This window comes from Pseudomonas sp. D8002 (genome assembly GCF_013385695.1).
In the GTDB taxonomy this organism is placed as follows: domain Bacteria; phylum Pseudomonadota; class Gammaproteobacteria; order Pseudomonadales; family Pseudomonadaceae; genus Aquipseudomonas.
In genome coordinates this window covers 318963-335953 of sequence record NZ_JACAPM010000032.1, presented here as the reverse complement: position 1 = coordinate 335953, position 16991 = coordinate 318963, and the positions used below count along the sequence as shown (strand labels likewise).

The window sequence follows — 16991 nt, the reverse complement described above, 5'->3', positions numbered from 1 at the left end:
TATGGCCCGCGCATCACTATCTGAGATAAGGCTTTATTATCATATGACTGCTCGGGCTACACCCGGCCACACGGGAAACGGCAGCTCATTCACTTTCTTGTCCTCAACCAAAAATGCCAAGCTGTAGCGAGCACGGGTGATTGCAACGTAGAGCTTGTTCCGGGACTCTCCGGTCTTATCCTTATCAAACGCCTTGCCGTCTCCCGCCAAAAACTTAAGATGGTTTTCCGCAGGGATCACAAGCACACGGTCAAACCCTAGTCCTTTGCAAGAACCGAAATTATAACAAACGAGGTTTGGCGGCAGGTAACCGGCACCCGTTCGGGCGTTCCACCGAAGCACGCTCGGGTGAAATGCGGATATGTAGTCATCAACTTGAGATTGCCTGACAACGAAGCTGCCGAGGTGATCAGACATCTCGGCTGGAACGTCTTTCACTGCAGAGATTGTTTTCTCGTAAACCCCAGGATTGATCGTATCGGATAGATCGCAAATTTCTTGGATACATCGCTGATTGGTGGGCATGGTCTTTTCCACGAAACCCAGCTGACCAACGAAATAATCGATCTTTTCTTGAGACGTCAACGGTGCCTTGTGCCCAAATGTCGTGCTGTAGATCGTCTGCCGGAAATCGCCTACACACCAGATCCCATCAGGCATTATCTTATTGAGCGACTTGATAACCTCATAGTCCCAGCCGACCAGATCCTGCACCTCATCGAAATAAACCTTTTGATAAATACTAGATAGCCGAGTGGCGGGTGCATTTTTGGATCGTTTTCCTACGAGAGCGACCAGTTTAGCGAGGTAGCCTGAATAAGCCATAGTCTTACAAGGAGTCAAATAATGCAGGGGGTTGACCGCCCCTCCAGTGAGTTTTTCGGCTCTCCCTTTGATGTATACAGGCCTCCCCTTTACGAAAACACCTGGGAGGTGATGGGGGTTATTTTCAGTGAAGAAATGGGCAGCAATTCGACTTGGGAAAACCACGCTCTGGTAAGGCCGGATCATGTCTTCCAAGTAGAATGAAAACAGCCCTTTTACGACGAAATCCTCACTGTTTTTCCCGTCGTTGAGTTCAACAAAACGCGCTCGTAATTCTGCTTGATTATTGGTGGTGTAGGTGACGACGAGAACCCGCCCACCAGCCTTAACGATGTCCACGGCATCGCTGATAATCTTATGCGTCTTACCCGAACCTGCCCCCGCTATCCATAGCTCATTCGCCAAAATCGAGCACCTCATCCAAAAATACTGGATATTTGAAATCAAGGTCGCCATCAAACAATCGGATAGCTGAGTCTACCTTGCGTGCTCCCTTTCCATTGCCCTTCACACTTCTGAACCACTCGATCAAAAACTCTCTTCGGTCATCCAAGGAAGCCTCGGCCCCATAAAGTTTATATGTCTGAGCCGATAGAATTTCCTTCGCGAAAGCAGCTAGAGACGCCTGATCAACTGAATTTGCATATATCATCGCCGGTTCTAGTGAGAACTCCAGGTCGTTTTTTGACGAGAAGATTTTTACGTTTGCATAGTCCTTGTACTCCGCCTGAGCAGGCACGACGTTCTGGAAGTAGTCCTTGTCGTTGTCTCTAAGTACGTGAATGCGAGTACCAATCTCCTTTCCAACCTCGATAAAGGTTTTGAAGCCCACACCTCTTACAACAATAATGTCGATCCCATCTTTCTCCGGAAGATGGTGATATTTACGCAGGTAGATTTTTTTCAGCACAAGCTCGTCAGAAGGCCCCTCAACCAAGATGACTTTTCTAGACAGTGCTACCCGCAGCGTGTCGTATCCAGGTAGACGCTTCAGCGTCTTTACAACATCAGGATCTAGAGTATGTAGCCTCTTGTAGCCAGACTGCACAAGGCAGATTTTGTCGATACTTAACTTATTCAGCACGTAGGAGCTGTGCGTAGTGAGGAACAGCTGCTTGGAACGACGCTGAGTTTCAATATAGTGCACAAGTTTGTTCAGGTTGGTATGTGACAGATGATTTTCCGGTTCCTCCATCATCACCAAATCAATGTCATGGGCTTTGTTCTGGATAGCGAGTTTGATCTGCACATTGCTCTGCTCACCCTTTCCAATAAAGTGAAAGGGAACATCATTTACCTCAAGCTGCAGGCCGGTTTGGATGGATCCCACGGGTAAGGTACTGGCAGCTATAGACAGCTTGCTATCAGTTATCAGATGGCCTGCATCAAGATTTGCATTAACCGCCATCACCTCGCCTGAGGTGTTGAATACTTGAAGGTTCTCGCGATAATTGAGCGTCAGCTTAACAAGCTCCTCCTTTTCTAGAGCTGTATTGAGGATATTGGAAATGTACTGATTCTTGCCTAACGTGGGGTGAATTCGAGTCGGGTCGATGTAAAGCGCCTTGAATTTTTTAGCAATTGGCTTTATGGGATTCCATCCAAAATCTAGCCATTCGACCTTGTAAAATTCAACGGGAATGCTTGTGAAAGACGGCTTGGCTTGTCGGCGAAGTTCATAGACTTCGGCAAGTGCAGGATCGAAACAAGCCTGCACCAAAACACCCTGAGCATCGGCTTGGTGGCTGTTATTCGAACCTCGGTACTCTGGCACCCCCTCAATGTAGGCCTCAATGATTAGCTTGGGCAGATGCTGGGCGCTTAGATCGGTATCCAAAAACTGCGTGACTGCTTCTTGGTTAAATAGATCAGGAGAAAACTCGCCACTGAAGGGGCGACCACGGTGACTAAAGTTAAGCACGATCTCAAGCGCTTCGAGAATCGTACTTTTGCCGGCATTGTTGTCGCCAACAAAAATATTCACGTCATCGTTGAATTCGAGATGATCGTCCCGGAATTTTTTGAAATTGATGAGTTTGATCGACTTAACATGCACCCTAAATCCCTCAAGATAACTATCCATAATGGCGCTTCGCCCAAGCAAGCAGACGGTACATCGCGAGGTTGATACTGTCCATATCAAGTATTTGAAGGCAAAAGATGGCGAGACGGGAGCTTAGGGGGATCGAATAAAGGGATATGTCAGAGACAGAGGTGGCACAGATGGATTTGTCCAGGCGCACTCCCTATCGGATAGAGCCTTGTCTTTCTAAAGGTGAAAAAAAGCCAGCCGGCAAAGGCTATGTCCACTCGGTGAGATTTGGCGGGGGATCACCGAACACTTCAAATGAACGACCTGGCGGGAATTAAGCAAAATGCCGGAGTTTGATCGCAAGGTCCTGGAGGTGCTACGTGAGCCGCTGGAGTCCGGGCATATCGTGATTTCCCGCGCTCGCGACCGGGTGCGTTTCCCGGCGCGCTTTCAGTTGGTGGCGGCAATGAACCCCTGCCCTTGCGGCTATGTGGGCGAGCCCAGTGGGCGCTGTCGCTGCACGCCGGAGCAGATTCAGCGCTATCGCAACAAACTCTCGGGGCCGCTGCTGGACCGGATTGACCTGCACGTGACCGTCGCCCGGGAAAGCACCGCGCTGAACCCGGGCATACAGTCCGGTGATGACACCGCCAGCGCCTCCGTCCTCGTCGCCGATGCCCGGGACCGCCAACAACGGCGCCAGGGCTGCGCCAATGCGTTTCTCGACCTGCCGGGGCTACGCCAGCACTGCAAACTGAAAAAGGCTGATGAAGGCTGGCTGGAAAGCGCCTGCGAACGGCTGACGCTGTCGTTGCGGGCGGCCCATCGCCTGCTCAAGGTCGCCCGCACCCTGGCCGACCTGGAACAGGTGGAAGCCATCGCCCGCCATCATCTGGCGGAGGCCTTGCAGTACCGCCCTGCTAGCGCGTCCTAGGCAACGCCAGGAGCAGCCCCGCCACTTCCATCACCTCATCCATCACCGCTTCAGCTGACTCAACGGAGGGTTTGAGCAACAAGTCATCGGCATAGCCCATCGCTACGGCAAAGAGTTGTCGCGCAGAGCGCTTGGGCGACTCACAGCGGAACACTTTGGCCGCCACACCTTGCTCGATGATCTCGGCGAGCATGGCTTGCCATTGGGCGTTGATCACCAGGTAGGCCTGGGCCAATGGCTCGTCATGCATGGCTTCGTCCCAGGCATCCAGCCATAGCGCCCAACCGGCGTCTGCCGTGGAGGGCAGGCAGTCACGCAGGAACCCTTCGAGGGCTTCCAATGGCGGCAGATCCACCAGCGGCGCCCTCACCTCGTCCAGTTGCTCGTTGGCGAACCGCACGAACGCTTCGCGGCGCAGCTCTTTCCAGTCGCTGAAGTAGTGATAGACGTGGCTGCGGGACAGCCCGGCATGCTCCGCCAGGTCGCGGGTGGAAACATCGGCAAACCCTTTGCTGCGAAACAGCTCCAGGGCGGCGGCGATGATCTGGTCTTTACGGTCGATACGCGACATGAGGCTTTTCCTTCAGGCACCGGCAGATCGACGGCGCTTGCTTTTTGAGCGTTCGCTCAAGGATACTTGAGCAGTCGCTCAATAATAGCGTTTATCTCACTCTCGGTGCACCCCATGTCATCCGTAACACCCCAGATCCTGATCGAAGAAAGCAAAAAGATCGGGCAACAATCCGCCAGCCAAACCCTCAAGGCGATCGCCAAGGCCTATCCCGGCAAGTTGTTCTGCACCTTGTCGCTGGTGGCCCTGGAGAACGCATTGCTGCTGGCCTACCCACTGTTTGCGGGGTTCGCGGTGGACTCGATCATCCGCGGCGATGCCGGCAGCGCGCTGTTCTACGCCGCCGTGGTGCTGGCGTTCTGGGTGGTCGGGGCGGCGCGACGGGCGCTGGATACGCGCACCTTCACCCGTATCTACGCGGACCTTGCGGTGCCGGTGATTCTCAACCAGCGCCTGCAAAACCACAGCACCTCACGGGCGGCTGCGCGGGTGGTGTTGGCGCGGGACTTTGTGGATTTCTTCGAAAAACACGTGCCGATCATCGCGACGGCGCTGGTTTCCATCGTCGGTGCGGCAGTGATGCTGTTGGTGATCGAGCCGTGGATCGGCCTGGCGTGCCTGACCGCGCTGGTGCTGTGCACTACCTTGTTGCCACGTTTCGCCCGGCGCAATCAGGAACTGCATGAGCGCTTGAATGACCGCCTGGAAAAGGAAATCGGCCTGGTGGAAAAGGTCGGCGCACAGACCTTGCAGCGCCACTACCAGGTGCTGTCACGCCTGCGCATCTGGCTGTCGGACCGCGAGGCCGCAGCGTTCCTGTTTATCGGCACGCTGGCGGCGCTGTTGTTTGTGGTCGCCATCAGCCAGTTGGCGCTGTCGCCGGCGGTCAAGGCCGGCCATGTGTATGCGGTGATGACTTACCTGTGGACCTTTGTCAGCAGCCTGGATGAAGCGCCAGGGATGGTCGACCAACTGGCGCGACTCAAGGACATTGGCAAGCGTGTGGACCCGGGGCTGGGCGACCGATCCGACGTTTGACGCGTCGGGTCGGCCGTCATCGCGGGCAAGCCCGGCTCCCACAGTGGACCGCGTACTCCAGAACAACACGGTCAACTGTGGGAGCGGGCTTGCCCGCGATGAGGCCCGAACAGTCAATCAACGAAACCGGTCAACCTCATGCCGCAAGCCCGCCGCCAGGGTCTCCAGTTCCTTGGCGGTGATCGCAAGGTTGGACACCACTTCACGCTGCTCGCTGTTGGCCAGGGCGATGCTCTGCAAGTTGCTGCTCAGCAGGGTCGCCGTGCTGCTCTGCTCCTGGGTCGCCGTGGTAATGGCCGCAAACTGCTGGCCCGCCGAGCGGCTTTGCTCGTCGATCCGCGCCAGCGCAGAGGCGACGTCAGCGTTGCGAGCCAGGCCTTCCTGCATCAGCACGTTGCCTTGTTCCATGGTGCTGATGGCGTTGCCGGTTTCCTGCTGGATACTCTGGATCATCCCGGAAATCTCATCCGTGGCCTGACGAGTGCGCGATGCGAGGTTGCGCACTTCATCGGCCACCACCGCAAACCCGCGCCCCTGCTCACCGGCCCGCGCCGCTTCGATGGCTGCGTTGAGCGCCAGCAGGTTGGTCTGTTCGGCAATCGCGGTGATCACCCCGACGATCCCGCCGATTTCCTGGGAGCGCTGGCCCAAAGTGTTGATCACCTTGGCCGTGCTGTTCAGCGCGGTGGCGATGTGTTCCAGGGACGACGACGCTTCTTGCATCGAGGTGCGGCCGATCCTGGTTTGCTGGGCATTGTCCTGGGCCAGGCGTTCGGTGTTGCCCATGTTGTCGGCAATATTCAGCGAGGTGGCGCTGAACTCCTCCACCGCGCCGGCCATGCTGGTGATCTCGCCGGACTGTTGCTCCATGCCTTCATACGCACCGCCGGACAACCCCGACAGTGCCTGGGCGCGGCTGTTCACGTCTTCAGCCGCCTTGCGGATATGCGACACCATGGTCGACAGCGCTTCGCCCATCTGGTTGAAACTGCGGGCTAGTTGGCCGATTTCATCATGGCTGGAAACGTTCAGCCGTGCGCTCAAATCACCGGCCCCCAAGGCTTCTGCCTGACGCACCAGGTCGCCCAACGGCTGCAACTTGCTGCGCAGCAGCCAGACCGCCGCGCCCACCGCCAGCAGCATCGCGAGCAAGCTGCCGATCGCCAGGCGAATCCCCACCGACCAGGTCACCGCGCGAATTTCGGCTTTCGGCATGCTCGCCACCACCGACCACGGGCCGCCTTCAAACGGCACGGCAACGCTGTAGAAATCTTCGTTCTTGTCGCTCCAGAAACGGCCTTTTCCAGGTTTGGCGGCCAGGTCGAGCATCACCGGAATCGACTGATCCAGCGCCTGCACGCCAGCGGGCGGTACCAGCCAGTGCTTCTGTTCGTCCAGCAGCGCCAGGGAACCGGTCTGGCCGATGCGGAAACGCTTGAGGTTGTCGAACTGGGCGTTCTGCGCATCGGTGTAGTCGAAGCCGACAAACAGCACCGCAATCACTTTGCCGCTGGCGTCCCGCACCGGGCTGTACTGGGTCATGTAGGAGCGATCGAACAATACCGCACGGCCAACGTAGCCCTGCCCGCCCAGCAAGCGTTGATAGGCCGGATGCTGGTGATCCAGCGCCGTACCGATGGCGCGGCTGCCATCCTGCTTGGTCAGGGAGGTGCTGACGCGGATAAAGTCCTCGCCGCTGCGTACGAACAAGGTCGCCACGCCGCCGGACATCTGCTTGAACTCATCGACTTCAGCGAAGTTGTTGTTGAGCACTTCCTCGCCCAGGTACAGGCCCGGCGTCTGCACGCCCGCCACCGTCACCGGTTGCTCAGGGCGCGTACTCAAGCCGGCGCTGAAGCGCTTTTCAAACAGCCCGCTCAAACGCTGGGTACTTTCGCGCAAGGTGCTGTGGAAGGTATTGAGCTGGTCGGCCAGCAAGCGGGCCTCGCTGGCCAGGTGCTCCTCGCGGGTGTCGAGGTTGGCGGAATCCAGCGAACGCAACGCGAATACCGTGCTGCCGCTGATGACGACAGCCAGTATCACGGCGAGGGCAAGCCCCAGTTGAGAGGCAATCCGGGCGCGAGGTTGAGACATGAAGGCTCCTGGCCGAGGCCAGGATCATCCTGATCTCATAGCGCTGCTCGGCAAAATTCTAATAGGGGAAACGTTGCAGAACGGTAGTTCCAACAACCCTACTTCGGCGGGCAGGCTCAATACTTGAGCGAATCACAGGGGTATCGCGCAAACGATTGCTGGCCGGTGCGCAATCCACTCAGTCGAGGCGTTCGACCTGGGGCAATTCCATGGCCTGCACTTCGCCCTGGAGAAAGTCACCCAGCCGTCGCAAACGCTCGCCACCCGGCCGGGTCTTCGGCCACACCAGATAGTAATTTTCCCCACTGGCCACAGCGGTGGGCCATGGCAGACTCAGGCGGCCCTGGGCCACGTCTTCGGCCACCATCAGCAAGTCGCCCATGGACACGCCGTACCCTCGGGCAGCGGCGATCATGCCCAACTCCAAGGTGTCGAACACCTGCCCGCCCTTGAGCGAAACCTGGGATGACAGCCCCATGCGCTCCAGCCAGTTGCGCCAGTCACGCCGGTCCGGCGTCGGGTGCAGCAGTTCGGCAGAGGCCAGGCGTGCAACGTCCCAGGGTCCGTCGCTCAACAGGTTCGGCGCGCCCACCGGAATCAGCAACTCCGGAAACAGGTAGCTGGCTTCCCAGTCCGGCGGGAAATGCCCGTTGCTCAACAACACCGCGCAATCGAATGGTTCCTGGTTGAAATCCACCTCATCGACGCTCATCCAGGCGCTGGTCAGTTGCACTTCATTGCCCGGCTGCAGGTGCCGGAAGCGACTGAGGCGCGCCAGCAGCCAGCGCATGGTCAGGGTGGACGGCGCCTTCATGCGCAAGATGTCGTCCTCGGCATTCAAGGTATGGCAGGCGCGCTCCAGGGCCGCAAAGCCTTCACGCACGCCCGGCAGCAACAGGCGCGCTGCCTCGGTGAGTTGCAAGGTGCGGCCGCTGCGCTGGAACAGGCGGCAGGCGAAATGCTCTTCCAGGGTACGAATGTGCCGGCTCACCGCACTTTGGGTGATCGACAACTCTTCCGCCGCCCGGGTGAACGAGTTGTAGCGGGACGCAGCTTCAAACGCGCGCAAGGCGTAAAGAGGAGGAAGACGACGAGACATGGCGAAAACTCCGACGGCGCAATATCGAAACCCTACCAGAATCATTCAGGCATGAGTTTTAATCATGCGAACCATCGGATTTATCCCTTTGTGCAATGCGCTGTGAGCGCCGAGAATCAACCCTTCCACCCTTCCCTGACTTTTTGAGCGTGATGATCATGCAGCATCCGGCACGTACCGAACTCTGGGCCATTCTGCGGCTGTCAGGGCCGCTGATTGCCTCACAGTTGGCCCACATGCTGATGGTGCTGACCGACACCCTGATGATGGCCCGCCTGAGCCCCGAGGCCCTGGCCGGCGGAGGCCTGGGGGCGGCGAGCTATTCGTTCGTGTCGATTTTCTGCATCGGCGTGATCGCTGCCGTGGGCACGCTGGTCGCGATCCGCCAGGGCGCCGGCGACATCGAAGGCGCCACCCGCCTGACCCAGGCCGGGCTATGGCTGGCCTGGTTGATGGCGCTGGTGGCTGGTTTGCTGCTATGGAACCTCAAGCCAGTGCTGCTGATGTTCGGCCAGACCGAAACCAACGTCGCGTCCGCCGGCCAGTTCCTGACCATCCTGCCGTTCGCCCTGCCCGGCTACCTGACGTTCATGGCCCTGCGCGGCTTCACCAGTGCTATCGGCAAGGCCACGCCGGTGATGGTGATCAGCCTGGGCGGCACGGTGATCAACTACCTGCTCAACCACGCGTTGATCGAAGGCATGTTCGGCCTGCCGAAACTCGGGCTGGTGGGCATTGGCCTGGTCACCGCCATCGTTGCCAACTGCATGGCCCTGGCGCTGATCTGGTACATCAAATACAACCGTGCCTACGACGCGTATCCGCTGCGCAAGGGTTTGCTGCGGCCCAACCTGCACTACCTGCGGGAACTGTGGCGCCTGGGCCTGCCGATTGGTGGCACCTATGCGGTGGAAGTCGGGCTCTTTGCGTTCGCCGCGCTGTGCATGGGCACTATGGGCAGCACGCAGCTGGCTGCGCACCAGATCGCCCTGCAGATCGTGTCGGTGGCGTTCATGGTGCCGGCGGGCATGTCGTACGCGATCACCATGCGTATCGGCCAGCATTATGGTGCCGGGCAGTTGCTGGAAGCGCGGCTGGCCGGGCGAGTTGGCATAGGCTTTGGCGCAGTGGTGATGCTGGGCTTTGCAGCGGTGCTGTGGTTGTTCTCGCACCAACTGATCAGCCTGTTCCTCGACCAGCATGACCCGGCGTTTCGCGACGTGATCAACCTCGCCGTCAGCCTGCTGGCGGTGGCCGCATGGTTTGAGCTGTTCGACGGCGTGCAGACCATCGCCATGGGCTGTATTCGCGGACTCAAGGATGCCAAGACCACCTTCCTGGTCGGGCTGGGTTGCTACTGGCTGATCGGCGCACCGGCCGCATGGTTGATGGCGTTCAATCTCGGCTGGGGGCCGACGGGCGTTTGGTGGGGCCTGGCCCTGGGCCTGGCGTGCGCGGCAGTCAGCCTGACCTGGGCGTTTGAACGGAAGATGAAGCGGATGATTCGCCAGGAGCCTGAAACCCACCAAGGATTTCAAGCCGCGCAGCCGGAGTAACGGCTGTACTCGGTCAAATGTGGGAGCGGGCTTGCTCGCGAATGCGGTGGGTCAGCCATGAATTGGTTGGCTGAAATACCGCATTCGCGAGCAAGCCCGCTCCCACATTTTTGATCGGGTTCACAACATCAGATCACGCCGCCCACCAGTTCCTGGCTGTCACCAAACGTCAGGTAGTCCACCAATTCCGCCAACGGCAACGGCTTGCTGATCAGGTAGCCCTGGGCCTGATCGCAGCCGAACAACCGCAGCAACGCCAGTTGCTCGGCGGTTTCCACGCCCTCGGCGACCACTTCCAGGTTCAGGTTATGAGCCAGGTTGATCATGGCGTGCACCAGCTTGCGATTCTCTTCGCGCTCTTCCATGCCGCCGACAAAGCTCTTGTCGATCTTCAGCAAGGCAATCGGCAGGCTGTTGAGGTGCACGAACGACGAAAAGCCGGTGCCAAAGTCATCCAGGGAAAAGCGCACACCCAGGCGGCCCAGCGCATCCATGGTCTGCTTGACCAGGTCGCTGCGGCGCATCACGGCGGTTTCCGTCAGCTCAAATTCCAGCCACTGGGCTTCCACGCCGCGCTCGGCAATCAGCCGGCTGAGGGTGCTGAGCAGTTGGCTGTCCTGAAACTGGCGGAACGACAGGTTGACTGCCATGTGCAACGGCGCAATCCCGCGTTCGCGCAGGTCCTGCATGTCGCGCAGGGCCCGGGAAATCACCCAGTAGCCCAGCGGCACGATCAAGCCGCTCTGCTCGGCCAGCGGCACGAACTCGCTCGGCGGCAACAGGCCGCGCTCACCGTGGCGCCAGCGCACCAGTGCTTCCAGGCCGACGATATGCCCATCGTCGAGGTCCAGGCGGGGCTGGTAATGCAGCTCCAGTTCGTCACGACGCAACGCCCGGCGCAGCTCGCTTTCAAGGTCGGCGAGGCTGCGGGCATTGCGGTTGATGCGTTCGTTGAAGATATGAAAGGTGCAGCCCTGGGTGCTTTTGGCTTGCTGCATGGCGATGTGGGCGTGCCACATCAACGGGTCGGCGCCAGCCTTGGCGCGGGCATGGGCCACGCCGAGGCTGCAACCGATCAGCAGGCTTTCGCCATCGACCCAATAGGGTTCGGCCATGGCTTCGACGATGCGCTCGGCCATCCATTCGGCGCGCTGGGGCGCACGGCGGGTATCGATCAGCAGGGCGAATTCGTCGCTGCCCAGGCGCGCCAGTTGATCGCCGGCCTCCAACTGGCTCTTGAGCCGCGAGACCACTTGCAGGATCAGCCGGTCGCCGGCCTGGTGGCCGAGGGCGTCGTTGGCGTGACGGAAGTTGTCCAGGTCGAGGTGGCCGAGGGCAACGCCACGGCCTTCGTTTTCCGCCAGGCGGGCGGTCAGCAGGGTCTGGAAGCCCTGGCGGTTGGCGATACCGGTCAGCGGGTCCTGTTCGGCCAGGCGTTGCAGGGTGTTTTCCAGTACACCGCGCTCGCGCACATGCCGCAGGCAACGGCGCAATGTATCGACATCCAATGCATTCAGGATCAGCCAGTCGCTGACGCCGAGGGGTGAAACCAGGGGTTCCTCTTCCAACAGCAATACCGTTGGCAAGCTGCAGCGACCGGGGCCGGGCTGAAGGTTGGCCGTGGTCAACAGCACCGCGCTGTGATCGTCGTCGAACAGGTTGCTCACAGACTCCCAGTTTGGCGCGCTGATCAGCACAGCTCCGTCGCCCATCGGCGCCAGGCACTCGCGCAATAACGCTGCCCACGCTGGCTCATCGGCCAGTAGCAGCAAACGCAAGGGTTCGACAGGCGTAGACAAGCTAGCTCCCTAGACTCTGCAAAATTTCGTTGGCGGCGGGCATTATGACGTGCGCCCCGATAATGACCAATGATATGGGTTATCAAATGCGCACTGTGCAGCTCTAGACCGAACAATAGTCCTAAATACCCTGCACATCCTGCGGCAAAGTAACAAAACCGGCAAATTTAGATCGAGTGGTACGTCACACTGTCGTTCAGAGGCAGCAGAATCTTGCCAGCCTGTTAAAATGCCCGCCCTTTTGATCAATGACCTCCTGAATTTCGTATGTCCCGACTCAATCCCCGGCAGCAAGAAGCCGTGAACTACGTCGGCGGCCCTCTATTGGTGCTCGCCGGTGCCGGTTCCGGCAAGACCAGCGTGATCACCCGCAAGATCGCGCACCTGATCCAGAGCTGTGGCATCCGTGCCCAGTACATCGTCGCCATGACCTTTACCAACAAGGCGGCGCGGGAAATGAAAGAGCGCGTCGGCACCCTGCTCAAGGGTGGCGAAGGCCGTGGCCTCACCGTGTGTACCTTCCACAACCTGGGGCTGAACATCATCCGCAAGGAGCACGTGCGGTTGGGCTACAAGCCGGGCTTCTCGATCTTTGACGAGACAGACGTCAAGGCGCTGATGACCGACATCATGCAGAAGGAATACGCGGGCGACGACGGCGTCGACGAGATCAAGAACATGATCGGCTCGTGGAAAAACGACCTGATCCTGCCCGCCGAAGCCCTGGAAGCTGCGCGCAACCCCAAGGAGCAGACTGCCGCCATTGTCTACACCCACTACCAGCGCACGCTCAAGGCGTTCAACGCAGTGGACTTCGACGACCTGATCCTGCTGCCGGTGAAGCTGTTCCAGGAACACGCCGACATCCTCGAAAAGTGGCAGAACAAAGTCCGCTACCTGCTGGTGGACGAATACCAGGACACCAACGCCAGCCAATACCTGCTGGTGAAGCTGCTGATCGGCAAGCGCAACCAGTTCACCGTGGTGGGCGATGACGACCAGTCGATCTACGCCTGGCGCGGCGCCCGCCCGGAAAACCTGATGCTGCTCAAGGACGACTACCCGTCCCTGAAAGTGGTGATGCTGGAGCAGAACTACCGCTCCACCAGCCGCATCCTGCGTTGCGCCAACGTGCTGATCTCCAACAACCCCCACGAGTTTGAAAAGCAACTGTGGAGCGAGATGGGCCACGGCGACGAGATCCGCGTGATCCGCTGCCGCAACGAAGACGCCGAAGCCGAGCGCGTGGCCGTCGAACTGCTCACGCTGCACCTGCGTACCGACCGGCCCTACAGCGATTTCGCGATCCTGTACCGCGGCAACTACCAGGCCAAGCTGATCGAGCTGAAGCTGCAGCACCACCAGATTCCTTATCGCCTGTCGGGCGGCAACAGCTTTTTCGGACGCCAGGAAGTGAAAGACCTGATGGCCTACTTCCGGCTGATCGTGAACCCGGACGACGACAACGCCTTCCTGCGGGTGATCAACGTCCCACGCCGGGAAATCGGTTCGACTACCCTGGAAAAGCTCGGCAACTACGCCACCGAACGCAAGATCTCGATGTACGCCGCCACCGACGAAATCGGCCTGGGCGAGCACCTCGACACTCGTTTCACCGACCGCCTGGCGCGCTTCAAGCGCTTCATGGACAAGGTGCGCGAGCAGTGCGCCGGCGAAGACCCGATCAGCGCCCTGCGCAGCATGGTCATGGACATCGACTACGAGAACTGGCTGCGCACCAACAGCTCCAGCGACAAGGCTGCCGATTACCGCATGGGCAACGTGTGGTTCCTGATCGAGGCGTTGAAAAATACCCTGGAGAAGGACGAAGAAGGCGAGATGACCGTCGAGGACGCCATCGGCAAGCTGGTGCTGCGGGACATGCTTGAACGCCAGCAGGAAGAGGAAGACGGCGCCGAAGGCGTGCAGATGATGACCTTGCATGCGTCCAAGGGCCTGGAATTCCCCTACGTGTTCATCATGGGCATGGAAGAGGAAATCCTCCCGCACCGCTCCAGCATCGAAGCCGACACCATCGAGGAAGAACGGCGCCTGGCCTACGTGGGCATTACCCGCGCGCGTCAGACATTGGCCTTCACCTTTGCCGCCAAGCGCAAGCAGTACGGCGAGATCATCGATTGTGCCCCCAGCCGGTTCCTCGACGAACTGCCGCCGGACGACCTGGCCTGGGAAGGCAACGACGACACACCGACCGAAGTCAAAGCCGTTCGCGGCAACACCGCACTGGCGGATATACGCGCGATGTTAAAGCGCTAGAATCGACTACTTTTTAATCTACTTTCGGCGCGTGTTGCGCCAACAGAGGAAGCTTTCGTGGAAGCACTGCACAAGAAAATTCGCGAAGAAGGCATCGTGCTTTCCGATCAGGTACTCAAGGTCGACGCCTTTCTGAACCACCAGATCGACCCGGCGCTGATGAAACTGATCGGTGACGAGTTTGCTGCGTTGTTCAAGGATTCGGGGATCACCAAGATCGTCACCATCGAAGCCTCGGGCATTGCACCGGCGATCATGACCGGCCTGAACCTCGGCGTGCCGGTGATTTTCGCCCGCAAGCAACAGTCCCTGACCCTGACCGAAAACCTGCTGTCGGCGACGGTGTATTCCTTCACCAAGAAAACCGAAAGCACCGTGGCGATTTCCCCGCGCCACCTGACCAGCAGCGACCGCGTGCTGATCATCGATGACTTCCTGGCCAACGGTAAGGCGTCCCAGGCGCTGATCTCGATCATCAAACAGGCCGGCGCGACCGTTGCAGGTTTGGGGATCGTGATCGAGAAGTCGTTCCAGGGTGGCCGTGCGGAGCTGGATGCCCAGGGTTACCGGGTTGAGTCGCTGGCGCGGGTGCAGTCGTTGGCGGGTGGGGTTGTGACCTTTATCGAGTAATCGGTGCGGGCACGGTTAAACATGTGGGAGCGGGCTTGCTCGCGAAAGCGGTGGATCAGTCGACCTATCCGGTGACTGACACACCGCTTTCGCGAGCAAGCCCGCTCCCACATTTGATCTCCTGTGTTTGTTAGTGCGCGGTAGCTTGTAGGCCCGCTAGCAACAGGCGCTGATACAAGTCCTCCTTCAACCCCTCCGGCTTATCCAGTCGCATCCGTACCAAATGCTCGGGAAACGCTTCCGGCTCCGGTGCATCCAGCGCCGCCTTGCCCAGCTCCAGAATCTCCGTCAGCTTGAATTTGCTCTTGAGCCAGTTCAACGCCCGCAACAAATCCCGCTCTTCATCGGTGAAGTCACTGCCCAGCGGATACTCCGGGAACAGCCGTGGATGCCGCGCCTGAATCCCCTGCAGACGCTCCGGCGTGTTGTCGGCAAACCGCGGATTCAGCTGGAAATCCTTCGGCAACTTCCCGGCCTTCTGCGCCTGTTCGATCAAATCTTCCTGGAACCGTGAGTCGGTGATATTCAGCAGCGCCTCGATCACCCTGGCATCAGTCTGCCCGCGTAAATCCGCGATGCCGTATTCGGTGATGACGATATCTCGCAGGTGCCGGGGAATCGTACAGTGCCCGTATTCCCAGACGATATTGGAACTGACCTCGCCGCCCGATTCGCGCCAGCTGCGCAGGATCAGGATCGAGCGCGCGCCTTCCAGCGCATGGCCCTGGGCGACAAAGTTGTATTGCCCGCCAACACCGCTGAGCACGCGGCCATCTTCCAACTGGTCGGCCACGCCCGCGCCCAACAGGGTCACGGTAAACGCGCTGTTGATGAAGCGCGCATCCAGGCGCTGCAAACGCTTGAGTTCTTCCTGGCCGTACAGCTCGTTGATGTAGCTGATGCGGGTCATGTTGAATTCCAGGCGCTTGCTCTGTGGCAAGTCCCGCAAACGCTCGTAAAAGCTACGAGGCCCGAGGAAGAAGCCGCCATGCACAGAGATGCCGTCGGTCTGTGCCGCTTCGTCCAGGGTGCCGGCGTTGGCCCGCTCCTGGGTCGCGACGTCCGGGTATACCTTGCGCCGCACAATCCCGGCATCGGCCAGCACCAGCAGGCCATTGACGAACATTTCGCTGCAACCGTACAGCCCACGGGCAAACGGCGCGACTCCGCCTTCGTGGCTGATCAGCGGTGCCCATTGGTACACATCCAGGTCGGTGAGCAACAGGCGATACGCCTCGTTATCGGCCTGGCGCGCCAGCAAGGCCGCAGTCAGTGCATCGCCCATGGAGCCGATGCCGATCTGCAAGGTACCGCCGTCGCGCACCAGGGTGCTGGCGTGCAAACCGATAAAGTGATCCTGGAAACCCACCGGCATGTTCGGGGTGGAGAACAGCGTGGTGCTGTCCTTCTCGTCGATCAGGAAGTCGAACTCATCCATGCCCAGCTCGGCGTCGCCGGGCATGTAGGGCAAATCACTGTGAACCTGGCCCACCACCAGGATGGTTTCACCGGCCTCGCGGCGCTTGGCGATCATCGGCAACAGGTCGAGGGTGATGTCGGGGTTGCAGCTCAGGCTCAGGCGATCCGGATGTTCAGCGCTGCTGGCCACCAATTGCGCGACGAGGTTCAGGCCGGCGGCATTGATATCACGGGCAGCGTGGCTGTAGTTGCTGCTGACGTAATTCTGCTGCGCCGAAAGGCTGTGAAGCAAACTGCCGGGCTGCATGAAGAACTGCTGCACGTGAATGTTCGACGGCAGGCTGTCCTTGCGCAGTGCGGCGAGGAAGTCCAGCTCGGGATAGTCACCGAAGACCCGTTCGATAAAGGGCTCGAGAAAGCGCTTCTGCAAACCATCGCCCAAGGTAGGGCGACCCAGGGCCAGGGCTGTGTAGATGGTCAGCGCCCGGTCCGGCAGCTTGGCGATACGCCGGTACAGCGCGTTGACGAACCGGTTGGGTTTGCCCAGGCCCAGGGGCATGCCCATGTGAATATGCGCCGGCAGCCGTGCCAGTACGTCGTCGACTGCTTGCTCGATTGAACACAACTGCACCATCCGACTTCTCCCGAACATTCCATGAATTGGGGTTGGACCGAGCTTGCCGGGTCTTTGCTGCAAAGAACAGCCTCAAAAGGCAA

Annotated in this window: 11 protein-coding genes and 1 pseudogene; 5 read left to right on the top strand and 7 right to left on the bottom strand. The window is 59.4% G+C overall.

The window, feature by feature from the left end:
- Positions 1–39: 39 nt before the first annotated feature.
- Both HX807_RS19575 and HX807_RS19570 read right to left on the bottom strand, forming a co-directional pair.
- Positions 40–1281, bottom strand: coding sequence for a UvrD-helicase domain-containing protein (locus tag HX807_RS19575; protein WP_317451555.1), 1242 nt, complete (start codon positions 1279–1281; stop codon positions 40–42).
- A complete protein-coding gene (locus tag HX807_RS19570) occupies positions 1220–2881 on the bottom strand; it encodes an ATP-dependent endonuclease (protein WP_177050786.1) in 1662 nt (553 codons plus the stop codon). The genes HX807_RS19575 and HX807_RS19570 overlap by 62 nt, the downstream gene beginning before the upstream one ends.
- Positions 2882–3191: 310 nt before the next feature.
- Between HX807_RS19570 and HX807_RS19565 the strand changes: the two are divergent.
- Positions 3192–3791: pseudogene (locus tag HX807_RS19565) on the top strand (ATP-binding protein); the annotation flags it as partial.
- Here HX807_RS19565 and HX807_RS19560 read toward each other — a convergent pair.
- Positions 3778–4362, bottom strand: coding sequence for a TetR/AcrR family transcriptional regulator (locus HX807_RS19560; RefSeq protein WP_177050776.1), 585 nt, complete (start codon positions 4360–4362; stop codon positions 3778–3780). The pseudogene HX807_RS19565 and the gene HX807_RS19560 overlap by 14 nt on opposite strands.
- A 114-nt stretch (positions 4363–4476) precedes the next feature.
- Between HX807_RS19560 and HX807_RS19555 the strand changes: the two genes are divergently transcribed.
- Positions 4477–5400: an ABC transporter six-transmembrane domain-containing protein gene (locus tag HX807_RS19555; protein WP_008439408.1), complete on the top strand. Its 924-nt coding sequence runs from the start codon at positions 4477–4479 to the stop codon at positions 5398–5400.
- A gap of 117 nt (positions 5401–5517) precedes the next feature.
- Here the strand turns inward: HX807_RS19555 and HX807_RS19550 are convergent, their stop codons facing one another.
- Positions 5518–7494, bottom strand: a complete 1977-nt coding sequence (locus tag HX807_RS19550) for a methyl-accepting chemotaxis protein (RefSeq protein ID WP_177050774.1) — start codon at positions 7492–7494, stop codon at positions 5518–5520.
- A 178-nt stretch (positions 7495–7672) separates the two neighbouring features.
- Positions 7673–8593: a LysR substrate-binding domain-containing protein gene (locus tag HX807_RS19545; protein WP_003208769.1), complete on the bottom strand. Its 921-nt coding sequence runs from the start codon at positions 8591–8593 to the stop codon at positions 7673–7675.
- A gap of 152 nt (positions 8594–8745) precedes the next feature.
- On the opposite strand from HX807_RS19545, the gene HX807_RS19540 reads away from it, so the two are divergent.
- Positions 8746–10149 (top strand): NorM family multidrug efflux MATE transporter, encoded by a 1404-nt coding sequence (locus HX807_RS19540; protein ID WP_008439410.1) that lies wholly within the window; start codon positions 8746–8748, stop codon positions 10147–10149.
- Positions 10150–10277: 128 nt separating this feature from the next.
- Here the strand turns inward: HX807_RS19540 and HX807_RS19535 are convergent, their stop codons facing one another.
- On the bottom strand, positions 10278–11948 hold the full coding sequence (locus tag HX807_RS19535; RefSeq protein ID WP_008439412.1) for a bifunctional diguanylate cyclase/phosphodiesterase: 1671 nt from the start codon (positions 11946–11948) through the stop codon (positions 10278–10280).
- A gap of 267 nt (positions 11949–12215) precedes the next feature.
- On the opposite strand from HX807_RS19535, the gene rep reads away from it, so the two are divergent.
- Both rep and HX807_RS19525 read left to right on the top strand, forming a co-directional pair.
- Positions 12216–14225 carry a DNA helicase Rep gene (rep, locus tag HX807_RS19530; protein WP_008439414.1) on the top strand — a complete coding sequence of 670 codons (2010 nt, stop codon included), beginning with the start codon at positions 12216–12218 and terminating at the stop codon, positions 14223–14225.
- Between the two features lie 57 nt (positions 14226–14282).
- Positions 14283–14855 carry a xanthine phosphoribosyltransferase gene (locus tag HX807_RS19525; protein ID WP_008439415.1) on the top strand — a complete coding sequence of 191 codons (573 nt, stop codon included), beginning with the start codon at positions 14283–14285 and terminating at the stop codon, positions 14853–14855.
- A 130-nt stretch (positions 14856–14985) separates the two neighbouring features.
- On the opposite strand, the gene HX807_RS19520 is transcribed toward HX807_RS19525, so the two are convergent.
- Entirely contained in the window at positions 14986–16908 is a 1923-nt protein-coding gene (locus tag HX807_RS19520; RefSeq protein WP_032899902.1) for an acetyl-CoA hydrolase/transferase C-terminal domain-containing protein, read from the bottom strand.
- Positions 16909–16991 lie beyond the last annotated feature (83 nt).